At 48.4% G+C, this 25,674-nt stretch carries 7 protein-coding genes and 3 pseudogenes; all 10 read right to left on the bottom strand.

Features of this window, described 5'->3' with window-relative positions; genetic code table 11:
- Nucleotides 1-119 precede the first annotated feature (119 nt).
- The 10 genes and pseudogenes from AC6CIF_RS12700 to AC6CIF_RS12655 all read right to left on the bottom strand — a co-directional run bounded on the left by AC6CIF_RS12700 (nt 120) and on the right by AC6CIF_RS12655 (nt 25,587).
- A complete protein-coding gene (locus tag AC6CIF_RS12700; protein ID WP_498199902.1) occupies nt 120-1,571 on the bottom strand; it encodes a glycoside hydrolase family 1 protein in 1,452 nt (483 codons plus the stop codon).
- Nucleotides 1,572-1,592: 21 nt separating this feature from the next.
- Nucleotides 1,593-3,458, bottom strand: coding sequence for a beta-glucoside-specific PTS transporter subunit IIABC (locus AC6CIF_RS12695; protein ID WP_498199901.1), 1,866 nt, complete (start codon nt 3,456-3,458; stop codon nt 1,593-1,595).
- Nucleotides 3,459-3,607: 149 nt separating this feature from the next.
- Entirely contained in the window at nt 3,608-4,447 is an 840-nt protein-coding gene (gene licT / locus AC6CIF_RS12690) for a BglG family transcription antiterminator LicT (RefSeq protein WP_076216836.1), read from the bottom strand.
- Nucleotides 4,448-4,691: 244 nt separating this feature from the next.
- A complete protein-coding gene (gene loaP / locus AC6CIF_RS12685; protein WP_076216837.1) occupies nt 4,692-5,219 on the bottom strand; it encodes an antiterminator LoaP in 528 nt (175 codons plus the stop codon).
- A gap of 150 nt (nt 5,220-5,369) precedes the next feature.
- A complete protein-coding gene (locus AC6CIF_RS12680) occupies nt 5,370-6,569 on the bottom strand; it encodes a cytochrome P450 (RefSeq protein ID WP_498199900.1) in 1,200 nt (399 codons plus the stop codon).
- 103 nt (nt 6,570-6,672) lie between these two features.
- Complete coding sequence (locus AC6CIF_RS12675; RefSeq protein WP_498199899.1) at nt 6,673-7,188, bottom strand: isoprenylcysteine carboxylmethyltransferase family protein; 516 nt, start codon at nt 7,186-7,188, stop codon at nt 6,673-6,675.
- A 26-nt stretch (nt 7,189-7,214) separates the two neighbouring features.
- Nucleotides 7,215-7,445: pseudogene (locus tag AC6CIF_RS12670) on the bottom strand (acyl carrier protein); the annotation flags it as partial.
- A gap of 435 nt (nt 7,446-7,880) precedes the next feature.
- Nucleotides 7,881-9,494 (bottom strand): annotated as a pseudogene (locus AC6CIF_RS12665) (type I polyketide synthase); the annotation flags it as partial.
- 120 nt (nt 9,495-9,614) lie between these two features.
- A pseudogene (locus tag AC6CIF_RS12660) lies at nt 9,615-14,531 on the bottom strand (SDR family NAD(P)-dependent oxidoreductase); the annotation flags it as partial.
- Between the two features lie 19 nt (nt 14,532-14,550).
- Complete coding sequence (locus AC6CIF_RS12655; protein ID WP_498199898.1) at nt 14,551-25,587, bottom strand: SDR family NAD(P)-dependent oxidoreductase; 11,037 nt, start codon at nt 25,585-25,587, stop codon at nt 14,551-14,553.
- Nucleotides 25,588-25,674: the final 87 nt, after the last annotated feature.

The following is a 25,674-nucleotide window of genomic DNA, read 5'->3' as shown; positions in this document are numbered from 1 at the left end:
TAGTTTTATTATTGATGCACAAAAAACCAAGTACTTGTCTCACAAAGTGATAAGTACTTGGTATATTTGATAGAATTTAAAGATTGGATCATCTTTCGTTCGATTGCAAATTATATTTCCTAATTCAATCTTTCCCCGTTGGATTCAATCACCTTTTTATACCAGTGGAAACTGTCCTTTTTACTTCTTTTCAGGGTACCACTGCCCTCGTTATCCTTATCTACATAAATGAATCCGTAGCGTTTCTCCATTTCGCCAGTTGAGGCACTAACGATATCGATGCAACCCCAAGCCGTGTAGCCGATAAGATTAACGCCATCGAGGATAGCTTCTCTCATTTGTTCGATGTGGTCTCGCAGGAAATTAATCCTATACGTATCATGGATAGAGCCATCCTCTTCGATGACATCAACCGCTCCCAGACCATTTTCAACGATCATTACAGGGATTCTATACCGATCGTACACATGATTGAGTACGTAACGAAGTCCAACTGGATCGATTTGCCATCCCCAATCATTTGCCTTCAAATAAGGATTTTTGAATCCACCAAAGACATTCCCCTGGGTCTCATCACCTTCTGGGCGGGTACCCACTACATGAGACTTGTAGTAGCTGAAGCTATAGAAATCAACACAGCCTTGTTTTAGCACTTCTACGTCCTCTTCTGCCATCTCAATCTGAATATTGTTCTCATTAAAATATCTCTTGGCAAAGTCAGGGTATTCCCCTCTAACTTGCACGTCGCTGCTCAGCATATTGTTAATCTGATCCATTCTCAGAGCCTTCAACATATCTTCCGGTTTACATGTACTTCCGTAACCATGACTATAATTAATCATACAACCGATTTGGAACGCCGGATTAATCTCATGAGCAAGCTTGACAGCTTTTGCACTTGCTATAAATTGATGATGTAAAGCCTGAAATCTTAATTGCGTACTATCCACAACCGTATTGTTAAATACACCACTATCATCAACTAATAATGCCCCTGCTATATATGCTCCTGCTGGAACAATTAAACTATTGATCTCATTAAATGTAATCCAGTACTTCACGACATCCTTGTAACGGGTGAAAATGGTCTCACAATACCGTACGTAGCAGTCGATCATCTCTCTGGAAGCCCAGGCATTGAATTTCTCAGTTAGCGCAAACGGAGCTTCGTAATGTGAGATCGTAACGATGGGTTCAATATTATACTTTTTCAGTTCACTGAACACCTTGTCATAAAATTGAAGTCCTGCTTCATTTGGCGTTACATCGTCCCCGTTGGGGAATATTCTGGACCAAGCAATGGACATTCTGAAGCATCGAAAGCCCATCTCTGCAAATAGACGGATATCTTCTTTGTAATGATGGTAAAAGTCTACTGCCTCATGGGAAGGATAGTTTACGCCCTCCTCAATGTGTTTGGTGATCCGTCTTGGAATAGTATGCGTTCCACCCGTCATCATATCTGCTGTACTTGCCTTTTTACCATCAATGTTCCAGGCACCCTCGTATTGATTCGCCGCTGTTGCGCCGCCCCACATAAAAGAGTCCGGGAATACGGTTGTGTTCTTCATTGGAAATTCCTCCTTATATTCTTATATGATCTTCATTAGTTTTTCACCGATCATAATCGATGGTTTGTCTATACCAATTACGTCTGTAAAGTCATCTGAATTCGTAACAATAATAGGTGTAGTCAGATCATAACCTTTGGCGGCTATTGCATCTGTATCGAATTCTATAAGTAAATCCCCAGCTTTTACTTCATCGCCTTCTTGTACATGCACCTTGAAATGTTCACCTTTCAGCTTCACCGTGTTCATGCCGATATGAACGAGGAGCTCAGCGCCATTATTCGAGCTAATACCTATTGCGTGGAAGGTAGGGAATACCGCGGATATTACACCATCGGCTGGTGAAACAAGCTTTCCAACTGTAGGTTCAATGGCGATCCCTTTTCCCATAGCTCCAGTTGCAAAGGCTTCGTCCTTTATTGTTGATAACTCTAGAACTCGACCAGTCATTGGTGCTATGAGCACATGCTCAGAAACACTAACAACAGGCACGCGGTTTGATGAAGAGGAATTGGCTGTTGCTCGTTGATCCTCTCCATCCTCAGGCACATCTTCAAATCCTAAAATAAGCGTCATCAAAAAGGTAACAACAAAGCCAATGACCAGACCAATGGCTGCATGGATTAGGTTCCATGGATTATCTGTGATAAATGCTGGCAACGTAGCCAAGCCGGCAATGCCTAGAGCAGATCGAGCTACTCCGAACAAGCCAACGTATATTCCGCCTACAATACCACCAATGACAACAGCGATCAGCGGTTTTTTCAACCGTAGATTTACACCAAACAATGCAGGTTCGCTAATTCCTAACAGCGCAGTTACGCTAGTAGAGTATGCAACTTGTTTAAACGCCTTATTTTTGGTTCTTAATGCGACCGCGAGCGCAGCTGCACCTTGAGCAATATTGTGTACGAGCATACCTGGGCCAACAATGCCATCAGTTTTTGTCTGCGCATAAGCAGTGAGGACAACAGGTCCCAAACTATAGTGCATCCCCGTCAGAATCAGGAATGGGAAAGCCCCGCCGATAATACCAGACACTAACCATCCTGCGTGTGTATTGACATAGGATACAGCAGAAGCAAGATAGTTACCGGCAATTGCACCCAATGGTCCTAGAATAATTAATGTTAGAGGCGCCATAACAAGGATTACAACTAAAGGTTTCAGAATGGATTTGATCACGGAAGGAGAATACTTTTCAGCAAATCGTTCCACATATGACAGGATCCATACAGCTAGAATAATTGGAATAACGGAAGAAGAATACGTTGCTTGTGTAACAGGCAGACCGAAGAACGTAACAGGCTCACCCGCAGACATCAACGCCGAAAAGCTAGGATGTAACAAGATACCCGCAATGGTTAACGCAAAACCCACATTAGCTTTAAGTTTAACAGCAGCACTCCAGGCGAGCAGCATTGGCAAGAAGTAATAAGCCGCATCCCCGACGAAAGTCATAATCGTATTAAATTGACCGTCAAGGTCAACGAGATCAAAGGTTTTCAAAATAAGAAGAACTGCCTTAATCATGGCGCAACCGATCATCGCCGGTAGGATGGGTGTAAAGATTCCGGAAATCGTGTCCAGAACAGTAGAGACTTTTCCTTTTTTCACAGCTGGAGCATCATTCTTGCTTGTAAAGTTCCCTAGTTGCGCAAGGGCTTTATAGACGTTGTTGACCTCATTACCGATAATGACCTGATACTGTCCTCCACTACTGGCAACACCCACAACTCCTTGTACGTTTTTCAGTGCTTCGTTGTTTGCAATCGACTCGTCTTTTAAGTTAAAGCGCAGCCTGGTAGCACAGTGTGTAACACTTTCAATGTTTTTTTCACCACCAACAAGTTTTAGAATGTCGGTAGCCGTTTGTTCATGTTTCATTTTTTTTGTTCCCCCTTCAATGTATTTTTTCACAAAAAAAGACCTAGAGTTCTATCGAATATAGATATGCTCTATACACGATGGAACTCTAGGTCTTGCCTGCATCACCAGTAACAATCCTAGTATAGTCATTATGGAGCGATGATGGGTCAATCCCTTTCTTCATCAGTCACCCTTTTGATATGAACAGTTAAATATACCAATTCGTCTTCGGTTAATTCTTTCCCATAGTCTACCCGAATCAACTGCGCAATTCTTAGACTACATTGGTACTCTAGCTTATATTTTTCTTTAATAATATGGAGGAAATCGTTATCATTACTTTTCATCACCGTATTGTTAAACAGACGATAGGCAAAAAACTTTAGATGCGTGATCAGTCTGGAGTAGTGAAGGGAACTTTCGTTAAAGTGAATTTTGAACTGATAACGAATAATATTTAAGACCTTTTGAATCAATTGCGTGATCTTCATGGTATCTTCCATTTCAGATCCGAGTTCTGCATTGACGATATGAAGTGCAATAAAGCCGGCCTCATCTTCAGGCAACGTAATGTTGAATTCTTGATTAATCATATCCAAAGCCTTCAAAGCCACTCGATACTCATTGGCGTAGAATGCTTTAATTTCAGACAATAACGCATTGTTGAAGTTCATTCCCTGTTTGTAGCGAGATACGGCGAAGTTAATATGGTCTGTTAACGTCAAATATATATTTTCATTCAGCTCTTTATCCAAGGACTGCTTGGCATATTGAATAATACTATCGGACACACGGATGTACTCCATCGGAATCTGCGCGAGCAGGGCATATAATTTGCCAGTTACATTTTTGGACTTCAGGAAAAATTCTTTCTCAATCTTCTCTGTGTCCACATCGTCTCCTTTTTTCTTCTGAAAACCAATGCCACTTCCTAGAAGCATCATTTCCTGACGTCTTTCATTTACAGCGCAGACGACATTATTATTAATAATTCGCGTGATTTTCATACGAATCTCCTTTTAAAATGAAACGTTAACAGAATTTAGCAAATAAAAAAGACCATTAATAGTGCACACATGGTAATTATACTCTACATGTTTGCATATTAATCGGTCTTGCCTGCTGATCAGTAACAATCCTGATTATATTCATTATTTACTTGTACGATTATCTTAGTGGAAGGCGTTAAATTTGTCAATATAGTCATTTAGAGTACTTTCTATAACTCAAAACGATGTTATATCACCTAACTCAAGCAAGTAAGACATTGATGCCAACATCGATCAATTTGACCTCGTTCAGCAACTGCACCTCAATTTTGGCCCTAGACTTGCGTTTATCAATTTTCCGTATCATCGCTTCTTTGCCTAGGAGTGGTCCGGACGTTACTTTGATTTGGTTCCCGCCGATAATGATGTCCGAGTATCCCATGGTTCCGTTGACACCGCATAGCTGGATGAGCCAGTCCATCTGTTCCTTGGGAATCGGAGTGAAAAAATTTGCAGCCTGATCATGCTTGTGAATGCCGCCATTGACCATATACAAAATATATGGTGTTTTTTTGATGTTGTAATATAAATCGTGAATCTGTCCGGTTCGGATAAAAATATAGCCTGGAAACAATACTTTGGTGCAATGACGAGTCTTTCCCTGCTTTCGTTCCGGAATCATTCGTTTGGGTACTAGACAACTCAAGTGCTGTAGCGCATAAAATCGATCCATAAAAAGTTTGATTTCTTCTTCTTTCCCACTCTGTACAAAAAAGCTGTACCAGTTCATAGATCCTCCCATGATCTTTTTTTATGGACAATTTTAAACCCATTCATTATGTATTATTATAATAAATTACATTTAAGTAAATAAAAAGAGCCTAGAGTCACGGTTCACCCTAGGCACTTTTTACGTCTTTTCACCTAACTAACAGATCGATCAGCCTTGAAGCAGAAGGGATAAACTTTTCAGCCCGTATACATTGCTGGGATTAACGTCGACCTCATATTCGGGATGCACTTGAAGCCCGGGATAGGTAGTCAACATCGCTGTCAGCGCCGCTTTGGCTTCCATTCTGGCTAGATGGGAGCCCATGCAAAAATGGATGCCTTTACCCAAAGCCAAATGGGGGTTATTCTTTCTGCCAAGAATGAACTTATCGCCCTCTTCAAATATGTCCTCATCCCGGTTCGCCGAACCGATCCAATTGACAACATAGTCGCCGGGCTCCAGTACTTTGCCGCCAATCTCTGTGCGTTTGAGCACTTTGCGAATCGCGCGCTGCAACGGAGAACGGTAACGTAACATCTCCTCGACAGCCGATGGGATCATTTGCGGATGCTGCGCCAGTTCCTTAATCAGTTTATGATCATTGAATGTGTAAATGGAGTTGGTGATGAGACTGGTGGTGGTTTCATTTCCTGCGATAAGCAGCATGACACAGCTTGCAATCAGCGACTCGGAAGACAGCTTCTCTCCATCTTCCTCTGCCTGTGTCAAGTCGGAAATGATATCATCTGCTGGATTAAGGCGTTTCAGTTCAATGATGTCCTGAAAATAGGCCACAAGCTGTTGACTTGCCTGAGCCTGCAGCTGATAAATGCGCATATATTCTTCGGGCGTATTCTCCTGGGGAGCCAGCGTCAGTGTGTTTGCCCAGTCCCGGAACTGCTCACGGTCGCTTGTAGGAACGCCAAGTAACTCGGAAATAACAATCATTGGCAGCGGGGAGGCAAAATCCTGCACCATATCTATTTCGATGCGTCCTTCAATCGATTCCATCAGCTCCTGGACAATCATATCAATTCTGGACGCCCAGGAGGACATCGCTTTTGGGGTGAATGCTTTGGCTAACAGCGCGCGGCTGATGGTATGCTTGGGTTGATCCTGAAAAATGATCGTATCCTGGATAATCGGTGGAGCGAGCACCATATTGGAGAAGTATTCCTTATCCTCAGCAACCCGTTTGACATCCTCGTATTTGAATACACTCCAGACATCCTCGGCTTCGTTATAATGAACCGGATCTTCCTGGCGCATTTTTTTGTACCAGGCAAATGGCTCATATTTTTCCGCGTTGGTCTTAAAACCTGTAACCAAGTTCAAATCGGGAAAACTGCTTCTTTCCTTGATATTCATGCCAATCGCTCTCCTTTATATCATATGTGCAGAAGGGATGCAGCCCGTTTGGTCCAAAAGCCATTGGAAAGAGCCAGTAGCTACCTAAGATTACAACCAGTTTCTAGTACTGAGTGAACGTTTGTTTCATCACTTTTTCCTCCAGATTAATCCGGTTGAACAGTGTAATGAGATGAAGAATAAACAAAGGCACAAATACAGGCCAGGCTTGAGAAATCAGTGCAAAACCGATAAGCTCGGGAATGATGTTCAGGTAATAATTGGGATGGCGCACCAGCCGGAACAGTGAGCTTTGCACCAGTTTGTGGTCTCTCGCAATGTATAGCTTGTATGTCCAAAAAGGGCTGAGTTTGCGAATAACATAGATGAGACAGCAAAGGGCAAACACATATACGACAAGACCAATCACGGTCAATGCATTAAACTTCACATCGTAAATAAAGGCGTATACAATGCAGCTCAGATAAATCAGGTTTTGCAGCACAAATAAAACTTTGCTGTTCAGGTTGCCGTACTCGGTGCCGCCTCCTGCAACGATCTTTTTCTCGTTACGCATGGCAATAACAACCGATGGTATACGAATGAGTGAGATGATAATTAACAAAAATCCAATCCACATGGTGATCCGCTCCTTCTTCTCGCTTTTTATATTGGCAAGTATGGATTACATGCATTTCCTCGCCGAGACTTTATCACGCTGATGACATCCTGCAGGGTATGGCATTTATTCAGATCCTCCATACCAATTTCAGAGGAAATCTGAACTTGGAGATGATGAAGAAGCTGAAGCGCCAGTACAGAGTCCATTCCGTAATCCTCCAGCGAACGATGCTCGTCCATGTCGTCTGGTGGGATCCCCAGCAGAGCTGCCATTATGCTTCTGATCTCACTTTCAACCGAAGGATTCGGGGCTGTTGATCCGATAACTTCAGCTATGGCAACGGGTGCGGTTTCCATCTCTTCGTTACTTGCTTCGAATGAATCTTCCGTCCCAGTATTCTTCATTCCAACCCAGTATTTCTCGGGTGTAAACGGATAGGTTGGAAGGGATATCCGCTCAGGACGATCCTCTGTATATAACAGCTCCCACTGGATCTCTACGCCCTGCACCCACAGTTCAAGCAATTTATGGTATTTGCAACGTTTAATCCATTTTTGCAGCGCTTCGCCGAGTTCTTCATCCTCTCTGAATAGTGCTGCCGTCCGTTTGTGAGGTGCAATGGAGCCAATATGAAGCTTGTGACCGTTCGCAGATTCCGATGAACGCTGCGCATGTACGGATTCATCCGAATCGGTCCACAGGTGCGCTTCCTGAACATAGCCGTCCAGCAAGGATTTTAGCTCTGTAATCGATGCGGCTATGAAGCCTGCACGGTATTCCATCGCTTGTCTTCCTGTCTGAAGTGTACAGGCAATGCGGCGAAGCTGTTGAGAAGTATCCTCCTCCTCATTGCGAAGCAGGGCAGCCGACAACTGGATCATTTGTTCCTTGAGCCGCTCCTTGCTCTTGGCCGACAGCACGATCGCAACAGGAGCCAGCTCGGATTCAGAACCGGTCACCTCATCATGCTGTCGTGGTGGTATATATTCCTCCAGAATAACGTGGGCATTCGAACCCCCAAAACCAAAGGAGCTTACTCCTGCCCTACGAGGAATTTCGCTACCATTGCCGCCTTTGAGTCTCTCCCATTCCTGCGTCTGTCTGACAACATAGAACGGGCTGTTCTCAAGCTGGACATACGGACTAAGCTGCTCCGCATGCAGGCTGGGAACAAGCTTGCGGTGTTTCATCTGCAATAACACCTTAATTACTCCGGCAATGCCGGAAGCCAGCTCCAGGTGACCGATATTTGTTTTGACAGAGCCGACGCCGCAGTATTCGATTGACTGTCCTGGAGTGGAAGTCTGCCCTGCGGTTGATAAGTCTGCCCTCGTATCCTGAAATACTGTCTTGAGCGCATTGATCTCAATTGGATCACCAAGCGGTGTGCCTGTGCCATGTGCTTCAATATAATTTATAGTGGAAGGATCAATTCCTGCTCGGGCATACACGGATTTCAGCAGGGCTGTTTGTGCCTTAGGGTTGGGAGCAGTAAGTGAGCCTGCCTTTCCGCCGTGATTTTCCCCGCTACCGCGGATCAAGCCGTAAATGTGGTCATGGTCGCGCTGAGCATCACTCAATTTCTTCAGAAAAATCATTCCTACCCCTTCGCCACGGCCGTAACCGTTTGCCTCGCTTGAAAAGGTTTTGCAACGCCCGTCCGCGCTAAGCATGCCCGCTTTGGTCAGACTGATATGAGCATCTACGGACAGGATCGTATTTACCCCCCCGGCTACAGCCGTCTCGCAATCCCCATTTCGAATGGCTTGAACGGCCCGATGAATGGCGACCAGGGAGCTGGAGCAGGACGTTTCGACAGGCTGGCTAGGACCATGTATGTTCAGTGTGTAGCTCATCCGATTAGGGCCGACCGAAGGAACGGTGGCTGTGACGGAGTATGCCTCGACCGCTTCATTCGACTGGGCCAGCATGACATTATATCCGCTGCTGCCTGTGCCAATGAACAGTCCCATGGCCGACCCTGACAGGTCTGACGGTGCATAACCTGCATCTTCAATCACTTTCCACACATGCATCATCAGCAAGCGCTGTTGCGGGTCCATGTGAATGGCTTCCTTGGGAGAAATGCCAAAAAACAGTGGATCGAACTCACTGATTCCGCTCATAAATCCCGCATGTTTTACGTTGGTTTTGCCGTTCTCTCTAAGTGGATCACCCATATAATCCTGCCAGCGCCAACGTTCCTCCGGAATCTCCGAAATGCAGTCTTTGCCATCAAGCAGATTATGCCAAAATTGCTCCGCGTTATCGGCCATGGGAAACTTGGCGCTAATACCCACAATGGCTATGGGCTCGGGGGAAGACAGCTGGTCTGAACCCGAATTAAGCTGGCTGTCCGTCCCTGTATGGGAACGGGCAGATGTGTGTTTCTTCTCTTCTGAAGCCGTTGACCGCAATGAAGTTTGCAGCAAATGAACCGCCAACTGGCGAATAGTGCCATGCTCAAAAAAGATGGCGGGTGTCAAACCCAATCCATGGTCGCGGTTCAACCGATCCGCGAGCTCTGTGAACAGAATGGAATCAAAACCGTATTCTGCCCATTCCGCATCACTGTCCAAATCGTAGGTGCTGACTTTCAACAGAGAAGACACCGTTTGGGATAATAAGGATAGAACCTGTTCTTCCCCCTGCTTTTCCTGAAACGAAGGCGTCATTGCAGATCCCGTAACAGGATTGGATGTTTCATTCATATGCTGAACAATGTCCGCGTCTGCAACTTTGGAAGGGGATGTTTCCGCACGGTTCAATTGCGATCCCTTTTCCCTCGTTGTCTCTCCAAGTGATTGATCTTCAGCCTGAATCCAGTAACGATTTCTGGCAAAAGGATACGTGGGTACACGGACAATAGTAGGTTTTGTCTGAAGATCATCATACAAAGCTGTCCAGTCTACCCCATGTCCCTGCTCCCACAAGGCAGCCCATTGATGAAGCTTCTCCTGCGACGAAGGACGATCTTCCAGCAAAGTCATATCATCAAATTTTTCACTGGAATTTTGTTGCAATGAGGATTGACCGTGTAGGAAGCGATCGATCTGTTCCACCAGTTCACTGTGGCTGCTGCCCGTCCAAGCAACCCTGTATTTCATGTCCGTTCTTCCAACCTGAAACGTGTAGGCGATGTCTATTAGGCGCTCAAACAAACCACCGTTCTCCAAATAAAGACGAACCTGGCGAGCGTATTCGATCAATCTTTCCTGTGTTCTGGCCGAGATTGGAAGAACCACTTCCCTATTCCCTGAAGCTTCCGCTCCACTGGAACCCACATCTAAGGCAGAATGATCTGTCCATGAGACAGCAGTTGGAATATATTCCTCTACGATCAGATGTGCATTGCTTCCGCTTGCGCCAAAAGAACTCAACCCGGCACGAACAGGCCACTCCGCATAGCGCCCATTCTGTTTCCCATGACGGCGCTCCCAGGGCGAGGTTGTCTGCTGCACGTGGAAGCAGGTGTTCTCAAACGGAATAAGCGGGTTCAGCTCCTCAGCATGCAGCGAAGGAAACAGCTCCCTGTGCTTGATTTGAAGGATAAGCTTGGTTAGCCCGGCGACACCTGCCGCTGCTTCCAGATGTCCAATGTTGGACTTCAGGGAACCGACAGCACAGTTTTGGCCCGGATTGCGGCTATTTCTAAAGGCACGATCCAGCCCCTGAATTTCAATGGGATCACCCAGTGACGTTCCGGTTCCGTGGGCTTCGATATATCCGATGGTTCCTGGCTCAATGTCTGCTGCCGCGAGTGCATCTGCGATGACTTCCGATTGGGCCACTGGATCTGGTACCGTCGTTCCGGACGTTTTGCCAGCATGATTCAGAGCTGAACCCTTAATGACGCCATAGACCGGATAACCTTGCTTGCGGGCTTCAGCCACCGTTGTGAGCAGGACAGCGCCTACCCCTTCACTTGGTACATAGCCGTCCCCATCCTTGCCAAAGCTGCGACATTTTCCGTCCGATGACAGAAACTTAGCCTGTTTCAGAAATACATACTTATGGGGATGGGTGACCAGATTCACCCCTCCTGCTATGGCATACTGGCTCTGTCCATGCCGGATGCTCTCACATGCCAAATGTATCGCTGTCAGTGAGGAAGAACACATGCTGTCTACAGCGATGGATGGCCCATGAAAATTCAGGTGGTAAGAAACCAGATTGGCGATGGCTGAAGCGTTGCTGCCCATAGCCGTAGGCGTGCCTTGCTGCGTCATGGCTGCGCCAAGCAGTTCATAATGGTTCCAGAACACGCCAGCAAATACACCGACATTCCGCTTGGCTGCTGAAGCATCATGATGCTTGTCACGTTCAATAGCAAAGCCTGCATCTTCACAGGCTTCCCATGCCGTCTGCAAAAACAGGCGTGCCTGCGGGTCCATCCTCTCGGCCTGAAGCGGCGAAATTTGAAAGAAGGCCGGATCAAAGTCATCGATCATGTCCAGAAATCCGCCAGCCGGGTAATATTCAGAAGCGGAATACGGAAGATGCAGCCCCGCCCAGCGTTCATCTGGCATGGGCGTGATACAATCTCGTCCCTCTTTCAGAATCCGGGCCAATTCGTCCATGTTGTTCGCCGAGGGATACCTTCCCGCCATGCCGATGACAGCAATATCTTCCGGATCAGATGGCGGCGGCAAATGAATAGCCATGTCGTCTCCCATGACGGACTGAATCCGGGATTTGTTTCCATAGAGAAGTACGACCTGCGAAACATCCTGAGCAATAATCCGGTCGATAAGCGCCATCCCCTCTGCCAGCGGCAGCGGCATTGAACCGGAGGAAGAATACATGCTGCTGCGAATGTGATCATTCACTTGCATGCCGCCATCTGCCCATAACGGCCAGTTAATTGTAAACTGGCGTGTAATTGTCCCGTTTGTTCCACCTCCCTCCTGATGATTCAACAAAAGTCTGTCCATACAGCTGTTGGCCACAGCGTAATCAGCCTGCCCTTTGTTGCCTACAATGGCTGACAGGGAGGAAAACGCAACCGTGAACTCTGGTCTGAGATCATTTAAGGCCTGCTCCAGATTCCAGAGCCCATCCATTTTGGGCTTTAACACCTGCTCCAGGTCGGACAAAGGCTTTTGCAGCATCAACTGGTCTTTGGCAGTTCCTGCACAGTGAAATACCCCCGTGATTTCGCCATACTGATCCCGAATCTGCAGGACAGCCTGCTTCATCTCGGCCTGAACGGTTGTATCGGCCTGAATATACATGGCTTCTGCACCGTTGATTCTCAGCGGATTCAGTTTGCTCTGAATGTTCTCACTCAGCGGAGAACGCCCGACAAGAACCAGCTTGCATCTGCATTGACGGGAAAGATGCACGGCCAGCGCATACCCCAGCCCCCCCATGCCGCCGGTAATAACATAGACTCCGTCAGGCTTATAGTTTTTTTCCAATGCGGCCCCCGGAACAGGTATCTCCACCAGCTTGCGAACATGCCGCTGAAGGGAGTCTCCTTTGTACCATATGGAGACAGCGGACCCTGACGAGATGTTTTCGGCTTCGAGTCGAAGTTGACGAATTAACGTCTCATCCATGGAGCTTTCATGCAGATCCATTCTGATTAATTGAGCCCCAAAGACTGGAAGCTCCATCGCAGCTGTCTTTACCAGCCCTTCAAATCCGTGAATGTATCCTCCCGTGTCACGGGAATCCGACAGCACTTGAAGAACGATTCGTCTGCCCTCATTCGGGTGAATTGCTTTTGCCTGGATCATTCCGTATAACGCGGTTACCTTCTGGCGGTACAGATCAACGTCCATGGACAAATGATCAGGCAATTGATGAACCTCGTATATGTCAGATTGAAGCTCCAACTTGGCAGCAAGATCCGGATAATTGCCATAGAGAACAACTATCCGGTACGGGGTAAGATCGGACTGCAGCTCTTTTCCATCTGCTATCATGTGTCGGGCAGATTCAGCCTCATGGATATCCAGTGTTTTAATCCATTTAGGCTCATAACATACAGGTTCTCCTTTCCCCTCGATTTCTCTGGCTGTTGCTGGTATTTCCGAATGCGTTGCAGGTTGTTCATCAGTCGAATGACTGCTTTGAGCCGGGAGCGTATTCAAGTTCACACGTTCCGACACCGCGGCTGCCTCATTCCAGGCGTCGGAACAATGTGTGTATAGGTATTCGGTCAACGCCTGCACGGAAGAGTGCTCAAACAGCAGCGTTGGATAAAGCGCCATGTTCACCCGGTTTTCCAGCCGTTTCACGAGCTCAAGCAGATGCATGGAATCTAGTCCCTGCTCATAGAAGCCTGCATGCTCATCCACTGTCTCAGGTAAAATGTTCAGCATACGTGCGATTTCAGCTTTCACATAAGCCGAAATCGTGGTTCGGACCTGATCTTGTGAGCCCGCAGACAATTGAGTTGTCTTTGCCCATTCGGAACTTTCAGCTATGGCCGCTTTAGAAGCTGGTTTGTTGCTGCGTCCAGTTGTCATTGGGTTTGTCAGTCCGGTAATGGATGCGGCATGGCGAACCCTTTTTGCCTTCAAATGCACAAACTCCGCAAGCAATCTGCCCTCCCGATCCGTAACAGCAATGCTGCGGGAGATGATATCCCCACCGGAAAGATCACTTGGTGTTTGTTCGGTAAACGTGCGAATCTCAGCTGGAAAACGGTCGTATATAACAAATCGTTCAATCATGAACGGAATGTATGGCGGAACTTCTGCATCCAGACCGTCGACATGCCCCAGGCGGAAGGACGACCCGGCAAAGGTCGCCCCATCCAACAGGGCCACATGAGCGTGGAACTTGTCCAAATACTGCTCGGCCAGGCTACTCAGCTGGATATCCATCCACTCCATTTGGTCTTGTCTGTAGACTTCTCCGTTGTTTTTCATAAAGGAAAAATGTTGTATATCCGCCTGTCGGGCGAGCTGATAGATCTGATCCATATCCCATGTCTGAAGCCCGTCTGTGTCTTTGGAAGGTAGCGGTTGTGTATGCTGTAGAGGTTGTACAGGCTCCCTCCCTCCGAGCAAATACAGCTTGCATTCCATATTCAGCACATCAGATGAAGGCGGCTCACCGTCTTTTGGTACTTTGCGGCTATGAATCGTGACCTGACCCTCATCTACCTTCATGGACAATGTCAGCCTAATATCCACATCAAAATCGGTCGAAGTGACAATCGGCTGTGTAAACACGATATCCCGAAGTTCAATGGAGGTTGTACGCAGATGGCTGTTGCTCAGTCGATACACCATATCCAGCAGTACTACACCCGGAAGGGTGCAGACGCCGTGAACACGATGATCTCTCACGAAATAGTCGCTGTGGCGCAATCGCTGTAAAAATGATTCGGTTGCAGGCAATGTCATGATCCGCGTCACTCCCTTCTCATAGCTTGATAAAATCAAAAAAGCTTGATTGCTCCGAATGCTCCGATAGCTGTTGCATCGACGACGCAGCTGAAGCAATGGACGATGCCTCCACCGATTCCGTTGCCTTGACGGGTGGCCAGCAATACTTGCGTTGAAAAGGTGAATCAGAGAAACGAAGCGGCAGGCTTACCATACGTTCGGTAGGAATACCTTCGTTGCTTACAATAATGTGTGCGTTATTGCCTCCAAGTCCGAATGCACTAATGCCTGCACGCAGTAAGTCGCTGGGACCACTTCCCCATGGCTGGTGCTGCTGTACAATATAAAAAGGAGATTCCCTGAACTGGAACCGCGGATTGGGCTGGTCGCAGTGAATCGTCGGCGGAAGCTCGCGGTGAGCAAGCGAGAGCAATACCTTAATCAGGCTGGCAATGCCCGATGCGCTCAGCAGATGCCCGATATTGCTTTTGACACTGCCTACGCCGCAAAACTGGCGCTGATTTGTATATTTTGCAAAAACACCTGTCAAAGCCTTAAGTTCGATGGGATCACCAATTAGTGTCCCTGTTCCATGTGTTTCAATATAGCTGATGGTGGAAGGATGAATCCCTGCATTTAAAATCGCTTTTTCCAGCAATTCCTGCTGGGCTTCCGGGTTAGGTGTGGTAATGCCCATCGTTTGACCATCATTATTGATGGAGGTACCATCGATGACCCCATAGATCGCGTCCTGATCGGTGATGGCTGATGACAGCGGTTTAAGTAATACAACGCCGCAGCCTTCTCCCAGCCCGATGCCGTTTGCGTCCGCACTGAACGTTTTGCAACGAGAATCCGGAGATAATACGCTGGCAGCTCCAAGCATCTCGTAGGGCGCATCATCCAGCAGAATATCCACACCGCCCGCAAAAGCGAGATCGCATTCCCCATCCAACAGACTTCGTACAGCAAGATGAACTGCGGTAAGTGAACTGGAACAAGCGGTATCCACCACCATGTTGGGGCCTTTCAGATTATAAAAATGGGACAGATGTGCAGCGATAAAGTTTTGGCCGATGCCAACGATTGTATCTTTGGTGCTACCGCCCAGCTTGGACGAAAAGTTGCTCGCTCTGGAGCCAACAAATACGCCGGTCTGCGAATTCCATAAACGTTCCCGGCTGTATCCTGCGTCTGCGGCGGCCTCCACGCTCACTTCCAGCAGTTGGCGCTGGAGCGGATCGAGCTGTTCTGCCAGCGTATCTGTAATTCGGAAAAATGCCGGATCAAACTGCTCAATGTCCCGAATGAACGCCCCAAAGCGCTTGCTGGAAGCGAAAGTCCTATTGGTGCTACTACCTGTCAACCTCAAGCGTTCCGCCGGGATCTCGGTCATGCTATCTTTGCCCTTTTGCAGATTGGACCAGAATTGCGCCGGATTCTCGGCATCAGGAAAATGACAGGCGACCCCAACAATTGCGATTTTATCCGGTTTTTTGGTTTGCTCCGGCTTCGCTGGCTCTTCGTATGCTTCATCCACAGCATCATTCGATTCGATCAGTCCGGTGTGACCATCCATACCTTGTTCAGCACGTTGCACAGGAGGAGTGGAAGTCATTGAACGAACATCGGAAGGTTTTCCATTCGAATTTTCCGCCAACTTAGTGTTGGGTTCCATCAACAGGTCAGTCAAAGATTCGGGATAGATCCGAACCAGATGTTGTGCTAATTGGCGAAGTGTTGGGTGTTCAAGCAGCAGCGAAGGATCTGTTGCAACATGCTGCAGCTCCCGGTCCATGACCGTCAGAACCTGGACAAGCAGGATCGAATCCATTCCGTAATGCTGAAAAGGGGTATCTTCATCCAGCCGGGATTCATCCAATCTCAGTTCTTTTGCCATCAAAGCCTTAAGCCACCCCAGTGTCCTGTTCTGCAGCTCCGCCGGGAAGCTTGCGGTCATCCGCTCAGCCGGAAGTGGAATTAACGGAATGGATACCTGCTGTGCTTCACTTAACGATGCCTCTGCCTGATACTCCGCTTGTTGCTCTCCCTTGTGAACAGTTTGCGATGCAACTATAGCCGGCAGAATAACAGGTCCCCTGTTTTCCCGAATAATCCGATCCAGCCATAACATTCCTTCCGCATCGGTGATGCCGAGAAGGCCGCTCTGGCGATATGCTTCGCTTGTGACCTCACCAAAACCGGATTCCTCCCAGCTTGGCCACTGGATGCTGATGACCGGGAATGGAGAGATCGCACTTTCCCGGGATGCGGCTTCCGCAAAATAGTCCATATACGCGTTAGCCATCACATAATCGCTCTGTCCTGCTCCCAGTGAAGGCATCGCTGAGGACACAGAGGAAAACAGCACAAAGAAGCGCAGTCGCTCATGCCTGAACGCATGAAACAACGTATGCACCCCGCCTGTTTTTGGATCAAGCACCCGCTGCATGGCATCCGCCTGCTTGCGAATAAAAGCCGGATTGGCAGTATCCACGTTGCCAGCACAATGAATAACCCCTCCAATAGGACCCATTGAGCGCTTAACTCTGGCCAGTTCTGCCTGAATGGCGTTCTCGTTTGTAAGTGGGATATCCGTAACAAGCACCTCGGCCCCCAGTTGTTCGAGTTCCAACAAGGATCTGACTTTGGCGCCCATCGCAGTGTCATGGCTTGCATATACGTCCCATTCCTCCCGCTGAGGAATGGCTTCCCGTCCAGTCAACAACAGCCGCTTCACGTTGTGATGCTTCACGAAATGGCGAGCACATGCCATTCCAAGTCCGCGGGTACCTCCGGTAATCCACAACACCTGATTTGCTTCCAGGAAAGGTCGTTCCGGATCGATCCAAGATTCCATAACATCTTTGTTCATACCCGTCCCATAAGGCAACTCACGCATATAGGAACGCCAGCGTTTACCATCACGGTAGCATATCTCCGGTTCCCGATCTGTTTGCCGGAACTCTGTTGTAATACATTCTATCTTTGCCTCTTCCGATGCCGATGGATCAACATCCAGATGTCTGGATTGGATGCTTCGGTATTCGGATTGCAACATGCGGAACAGACCCGCACGAGAGGCGTGGGCCAGATTCACTTTCGAATTGCGGAACGACTCCAAGCCACAAGTCACCAACAGCAGCAGCATCCCCTCATGACCATGGACTTCAATGACGTCCTGCACAAGCTGCAACCATCCTGGCCGGATCTGTTCTTCGCAAGCATCATCAACAGTGGTCTGTTTCATGCATGCTGTCAGATCAATCAAACCTGTCAGTCCATGCTTTAAACGTTCCTCATCTTGGAGCCAATGGCGTCCCGGATCATTCAACTGTTCTTCATTCAAAACCACCGTATGTTTAAAATGTTCTGTTAATCTCGCAGCAAGGGCTGCTGAATCCCGATTGGCAAGGATCAGAATCATTCCAACAGGATCGCTTTCATCGGAGATGGGTGCAATGTCCGCAAGTTGCCAGTCTTTGTGATAAGCAGTCATTTGGCGCTCAGGAGTTGCTTCCTGAATTCCAGCAGATACAGCAGAGTTGAGACCATCCACATGTTCACGGATAACCGCTTCCTCAGGCAATTCAAACCAGCAGCGCTCCCGCTCAAAAGGATAACCAGGCAGACTAATTCGACGAGGCTGTCCTGTGGAGTATAGAACACTCCAGTCCGCTTGGATGCCTTTTACCCACAAATCCAGCACTTTGCCGTAAAGGCCTTCATTTAACCAACGGCTCACCACTTCGCCAAAATGCTCATCCATGGCCATTGCGGCCTGCACAGCCTGATAGGATTTTACATTTCCGAGGTACACTCCATCTATTCCATCTACTGTCTCGTTCGTGTTCTCATTTCCCAGGAAAAGTTGAAGACGTTCCTTCAACTCCTGAACGGATCGCACTACGAATCCGAGGCGCTCTTCCATCTCCTGTCTTCCAGTTTGAAGCGTAAATGCCAAGCGCTCCAGCAAACGTTCCGGTTCTTCCTCTGCTCCTGCGGTGAGATGCTTCTCATCCACAGCAGTGAGCAAACGTCTGGCTTGTTCCCTGAGAGCGGATCGGGTTCGCGCCGAGAGCACAATGATGACAGCTCCTCCTCTTGTTGCTTCGTTGAACGTTGCCCCCTCATGTGGATGGTAATGTGCTTCCTCAATAATCAGGTGGGCATTGGAACCACCCGCACCAAATGAAGACAGGCCGGCCCTGCGCGGAATCTGGACATGTTTGCCGTTTTCCATCCGCTGCAACGGCTTCCACGCCTCAGCGTCCCGCTGTACACGAAATGGGGTCTGCGCAAAGTCGATATGTGGATTGGCCGGGTCTGAATGCAGAGAGGGCACCAGTTGCCCATGTTTCAGCTGAAGCAAAATTTTAGTCAGTCCGGCAATACCCGCCGCACTTTCGGCGTGGCCAATGTTGGACTTTACGGACCCGAGAGCGCAAAACTGCTGCTGGTCCGTGGATTCTGCAAACGCTTTGCTCAGACCGGCAACCTCAATCGGATCACCAAGCGATGTACCTGTCCCGTGTGCCTCCACATAGGTAATGGTATCGGCGGAGATGTCCGCCTCAGCAATGGCTCTCCCTATGACACATGACTGTGCCGACGGATTGGGTACGGTATAGCCATTCGTTTTTCCACCGTGATTCAGTGCGCTGCCTTTAATAACCCCGTAGATATGATCTCCGTCTTCGATTGCCTTGTTGAGCGGCTTGAGAATGACTGCTCCGACACCCTCGCCAGGAACATAGCCATCCCCTTGTGCACCAAAGCTTTTGCATCGGCCTTCGCTTGAAAGGAAGCCACCTTGGTTCAGTAAAATATACTTGTTTGGATGAATCGATACGTTGACACCACCCGCCACCGCCACCTCGCATTCCTTCAATATAAGACTCTGGCAGGCCAGATGAATCGCAGTCAAGGAAGAGGAGCACATCGTATCAACAGCCATGCTTGGCCCATTGAAATTGCAATAATACGATATTCGGTTGGCGATGGATGCCGGATTGCCACTTAAAGCGATGGACGAATCTCCCATGGCCTGAGCCTGGGCGGCGTACAGCTGGTATTCTTCGTACATGACTCCAACATATACGCCAACCCTGTTTCCCCAAGTATCTCCGGTTGCGGAAGCCAGACCCTCCGGTGTATACCCCGCATCCTCAATCGCTTCATACGCCGTTTCCAGGAACAGCCGCTCCTGCGGATCCATCATCTGTGCTTCTCTGGGCGAGATTTGGAAAAACAAGGGGTCAAAACGATCCACGCCCTGGAGGAAGCCTCCCCACTTGCTGCCAGGCTTCGGTGAATTAGGGTCCGCATGGTGCATATGTAGCCTGTAATCCCAGCGATCCAACGGAATTTCAGTGACACTGTCCCTGCCCTGCATCAAGTTTTCCCAAAATTGTTCCAGATCGTCCGCCTCGGGATAACGTCCGGACAGGCCAATAATGGCGATATCCTTGGCAAGTGAACCCACTTGAGCATCTGCTGGTGCCAAGGGGCGCTGAACTGGACGATGGAATGCACGAAATGGAGGGTGTTGCAGACCAGATCGGGCATTTTTAGTCTTATTCGAACGCTCCTTACGTTCTTCATATGGCAGTGCAGGAACCGAAATCAGACGATTGACGGTATCGCGGTGGGTCTTGATCAGATATCCACTTAACTCTTTGAGCGTCTGATATTCAAAAAGAAGTGTTTTGGACAACGGCCCGAAAGTACCCTCGAGCTGATCCGTCAATTGGGTAATGCTAATCGAGTCTATACCATACTCTTCCAGTCGGGCGTGGCTTACAATTTGATCTGTGGGCACTTTGAGTACCGCGGATAAGGCCCTTTTCAGAAAAGTATCCAATGCCTCCGCCAGTATATTGTCTGCTGCTGTGGTCTGCGCGTGCTTCAGCAAACGATCCGTTGGCAGGCTGGTTTGACTTGTACGCGGTAATGGTACGCTCTCAGGATCTAACGGTGCTGACGGGAAAGCGCTGGGGTATCGTTGGCTCAGAAATGTGGAAGCAGATTGCAGCGTTGGATATTCCACAAACAGAACATGACTCAGATCCAGCCCACATTGCTCGTTCAACCTTTGGGCCAAGAGCGTTAATTGAGGCTGGTCCAGTCCGCATTCAAGCCAATCCGCTTCGCGGCTAATCTCATCTGGTCCCACACCAAGCAGTTCCGCAGCCAATTTTTGCAGCACAGACATGGCATCTGCTTCTGAAACGAATGGGGTATCCCGCGTTGCACGGTTCATATTCCAACGTGACTCCAGGCTGGAAATCAGCTTCGGAATATCTCCTTGTACCCCAATGATTTCACATTCAGTTGACTGAAAACCTCTGTAAAGCAGCATAATACCTGCTTCGATATCCAGTGGACGCATTCCCGTACTTTCCCATAACCCCTTCTCTTCAGCAGGGCTTAAATGCATGCCGCCATCTTTCCATAACGGCCAGTGGATGGCCAGGGTTCTTCCTTGCCGTTTACCGGCAAGCATTAATTGATGACGATACTGTGCATAGCTGCCCATATATCCGTTGGCTGCAGCGTAATCGCATTGGCCCGGATTTCCATATACACCCGACATGGAGGAAAACAGGATAAAAAAGTCCAGCTTCATCGCCCGGGTTGCTTCATCCAGATGAAAGGTGCCAGCAACTTTCGGAGCAAGCACCTTCTCCATTTCGGCTTTTGTTTTGTTCAAGATGTACTGATCTCCCGTTAAACCTGCGCTATGGATGATTCCATCCAGACGGCCGAAGCTATGCTGAATATAAGCAACAAGCTCTGATGTATCTTTTTCGCGGGATATATCCCCTTGGCGATAGATGATCGTGGTGCCATTTGTTTTCAAGGGTTCCCACGCTTGCTCCTGATTCGCTGATATGTCCGATCTACCTGTCAAAATCAGCGTTGCGTTGACTACCTTAGAGGCAATCTCACGGGCAAAAATATGGCCCAGGCCACCTGCCCCTCCTGTAATCAGGTACACCCCGCCATTCTTCCAAGGCATGGCATCCGTCTCGGCAGGCAGATGGAGGGCTTTCCAGTGAAGCACTTGTCGTTGTGGGCCTTGGTAGCCGATACATACATGCTCAGACTCCCGGTTGGCCTTTATTAGTTCGGCAGCACGCTTGGCATTACGCGGTTCTCGAGGCCGGTTCTTCGATTCTGAATACCCCTCTCCCTCTTCCATATCTTCAATGAACTGAACATGAATTCGGGGATTTTCCAGTGCCGCGGTTCGCAGCAATCCTGTTAATCCGCTATACAGCTGAAAATGATTTTCACGGCTGTACAGCAACTGAATAAGCACATTCTCGGCATTGGATGAACTGCTCACCAGTTGTTGAAGTACGTGGAGAACCTGGGTTGAAGCAGACGCAAAACGTTGGGAACTTGCACTAACGTTGTTAATTTCAGCAACCTTTTCAGGTCCAAGCGCTACGATCTCCGTTGGTATTTGCTCTCGTTTCAGTCTTTCCTTTATTTCCTCCGCCAGTTCGGCCCAAGGTTCAGCCAGCATTACGATATGCCTGTCATAAGGGTGGTTCCACTCATTCAGGGCAGCGGCGTTTTTTTCCCAACGAGGTACCAACATGGCCGTTTCCCACCCATGCGGCTCATCCCCCGGGACTATACCGCTGTTCAAGGCTCTGCAACTAAGTCCCTGAATAAGAACACATGGAACCCCGGTACTGGAGAACAAATCAATATCCAGCTTAGGCATGTCATCCGCAGCGCATGAAGCGGAATCAGAGCTGTAACGCACATGAGACCACATTTCTTCAGTGCAGGAGCCCAGAACCTGAATTTCATCCATGGCATAGGGAATCGGCAGCAAAGAATTTGCGTTTTCCAACTCTTTGCCTTCTTCTCCCTCCTTGTCCTCCATCCACAGTCCGATCGCGGATTGCAATGCCCCGTCCAGGATGGCCGGATGCAGAACATAGGATTGCATTTCATGTTTTAGTATAGAAGGCAGTCGAAGCTGTCCTAACACCTCGTTATCTCCCACGTGTACCTCAACCAACAACCGATGGGCGAGTCCATAGTTGAGACCACCTTGTTCGTAAATTTTGTAGCATTGATCCGCAGTTAATCGTTTAGTATTGCAACGTGCCTTTATCTCGTCCGGATCAATCGTCGTTGCTGCTACAAGCTCGGGTTCCAGTGAAACGATGCTGGCATAACCGCTGCTGTGCACCTTTTCGCCCGATCCATCCGAAGACATCCCGCTGTACATTTCATATTGAATAGGCTGCTCCTCTAGTGAGGCATGTAATCGAATATGCAGAGGCACCGGAGTGTCCCTGACAACAAGAGGACGCATCCACACATGGTTTTTCAAGATAACTGCAACATTCTCTCCTTGCTGCTCGCCTAGAGCATCGCTGACTGCAGTATGCGCCATTTCAAGGTAGGCCGCACCGGGTAGAATCCGCTCTTGTCCGATCCGATGATCATTCAGGTAAAATTCCTGGCCGGTCAGAACCGTCACGTATTTTTGTTCCGACAAGTTGGATTTATTCTCGTGAAGCAGTGGATGAATAAAAGGAATATGACCGGCGTATCCGTTATGGGAAGAATCCCCCTTCATCTGGAACTCCGCAGAAGGTTCACCAGAGACCCAATACCGTTCTTTGGCAAATGGATACGTAGGCAGGCTGATCTTGCAGTGCCTGAATCCGTTATGGAGCAAGTTCCAGTCCACATTCAGACCTTTCACCCAAAACTCCAGTAATTTTCCGAACTTGCGTTTGGCAATCCAGTTCATCAGTGTATGGCTCATGTCTGCATCGGTTGAGAGTATGGATAGCGGCTGTTGTGCATCGCCTGCATATCCCACATACATGTCGTCCATATCCTGATCTCCCGAACAGTAGCTTTCCAGTTTTGAGCTCAGTTCCTGTAGCGAACCTGTCACGATGCCAAGGCGCATGTTCATCATCTCACGTCCGGTTTGCAGCGTATAAGCAATGCTCGTCAATTGTTCCTCTTGATATCGATTGGATCGCAGAGCTGTTAACATGCGTTCGCACAATTCACGAAGCTGCTCTTCATTCCGGGCTGACAAAACGATAAGCGCCTGCTGTTTAGCTGGTTTATCCTGCTCAGCCAGCAACATATCTGACTGCTCAGGACAATACTCCTGCACAATGATATGGGCATTGGAACCCCCGGCACCAAATGAAGAAATTCCCGCAATCCGCGGCACTTCCCGTGTAGAGTCTCCTGAACCAATCGTTTTTCTGTCCCAGTCACTTAATTGCTTCTGCACTGCAAAAGGTGTCTTGTCGAACTGAATGTGTGGATTAGGCGGGTCCGCATGAATGGAAGGAACCAGCTGCCGATGCTGCATCTGCAAAAGGACCTTGGTCAGACCTGCAATGCCTGCTGCACTTTCGCAATGACCAATATTCGATTTGGCTGAGCCAATGGCACATTTGCTGTCCGTTGCTCTTCCTTTCCTAAATGCCTGGGTTAATCCTGTAATTTCGATGGGATCTCCCAGTGAGGTGCCTGTCCCATGAGCTTCGATATAGCTGATGTCCGCAATGTCGATTCCTGCCTCCGCGACAGCTGTTTCAATAACCTCTGCCTGTCTGGCTGGATTGGGAACCGTATAACCGTTCGTTTTGCCGCCGTGGTTAACGGCAGTTCCTTTAATGACGCCATAGATATGATCACCGTCGGCTATGGCACGGCCTAGAGGTTTGAGCATCACAGCCCCTACACCTTCTCCGGGGACGTAACCGTCACCGCCTTCACCGAAGCTTTCGCAGCGACCTTTCGAAGACAGGAATTGCCCCTGTGTTAACATCACATATTTATTGGGGTGAACAGATACATTAACGCCTCCGGCGATTGCGGTTAGGCATTCTTTTTTACTCAGACTCTGACAGGCCAGATGAATGGCAGTGAGAGACGAGGAGCACATGGTATCTACTACCATGCTAGGCCCATGAAAATTACAAAAGTACGAGACACGATTGGCAATGGAAGCCGGATTACCGTTTAATGCAAAGGGCTCTTTACCCGCAATCCTGGCTTCAGCGCCATAGAGCTGATACTCCTGATACATGACTCCTGCGAACACACCGACATTCCCCATCTGATCCGGGGGGGCATCTGGACCTGCGGCCTGTTCGCGGGTATATCCCGCATCCTGAAGGGTCTCGTACACACATTCCAGAAACAGTCGCTCCTGTGGATCAATTCGTTCAGCTTCCTTCGGAGAAATCTGAAAAAAGAGTGGATCAAAACGATCCACTCCATCCAAAAATCCACCCCATTTTCCAGAATATTTTCCTTTACTGCCATTCATCTCGGTATGAATCCGGTAATCCCAGCGATCTTCCGGTATTTCGGTGATGCAGTCCTTCCCAAATTTGAGGTTCTCCCAGAACTGATTCAGATTACTAGACTTCGGATATCGTCCAGACATGCCAATGATGGCGATGTCCAGAGATTTGCTGTGCAGATGTTCTTCGCTAGTCGATTCTCCGCTTGCGCTGATCGCTGCTGGAATTCTTCTCCGCGAGCCAGCAGATCGCTGGCGTTTATCGAACGAATTCAGGCTTTCAGACTTCCGTATTGTGCTGGACTCCAGCTCTGAAGTACGGAGTTGTACGTCTGGTTTGCTTTTTGCCTGCACCCCTGTGAGCTGCTCCAGTCGTTCCCGGTGATGGCTCATGAAATACCCGGCAAGCTCCGCTATATTTTGGTATTCATAGAACAATGTCTTGGACAGCGGACCAAATTGCTGTTCCAATTGATCCGTCAATTTCATCACCATCACGGAATCAATGCCATAGTTCTCCAGAGGCGCATGTGCGTCGATCTGCCGTTCCGGCAGCATAAGGCTAGAGGACAATATTTTTTTGACATAACGAATGGCTTTTTCGTTGATATCGTCCTCTCTCTCTTCATGGAGCGTCTCTTTCAAGCTCGACTCCTGTTCTCCAGATCCGGACAACAGCCTTTGCAGCTGCTCCGCTGCCTGCTGATCGCTGAGCTTTCCTTGCCGAATCTTTCGATACAATGTGGACAGTTGGTCTTCCAAAGCGATCACCTCCTTAAAGAAAAACGTCAATCGATATCATTGCTGAAAAAGTTAATCCGCATTTCGCAAAAGTCTTAAAAATCGGCT

The organism is Paenibacillus sp. GQ49 (assembly GCF_059759055.1).
The sequence above is the reverse complement of the archived record's forward strand: the minus strand, read 5'-3'. Positions and strand labels throughout refer to the sequence as shown.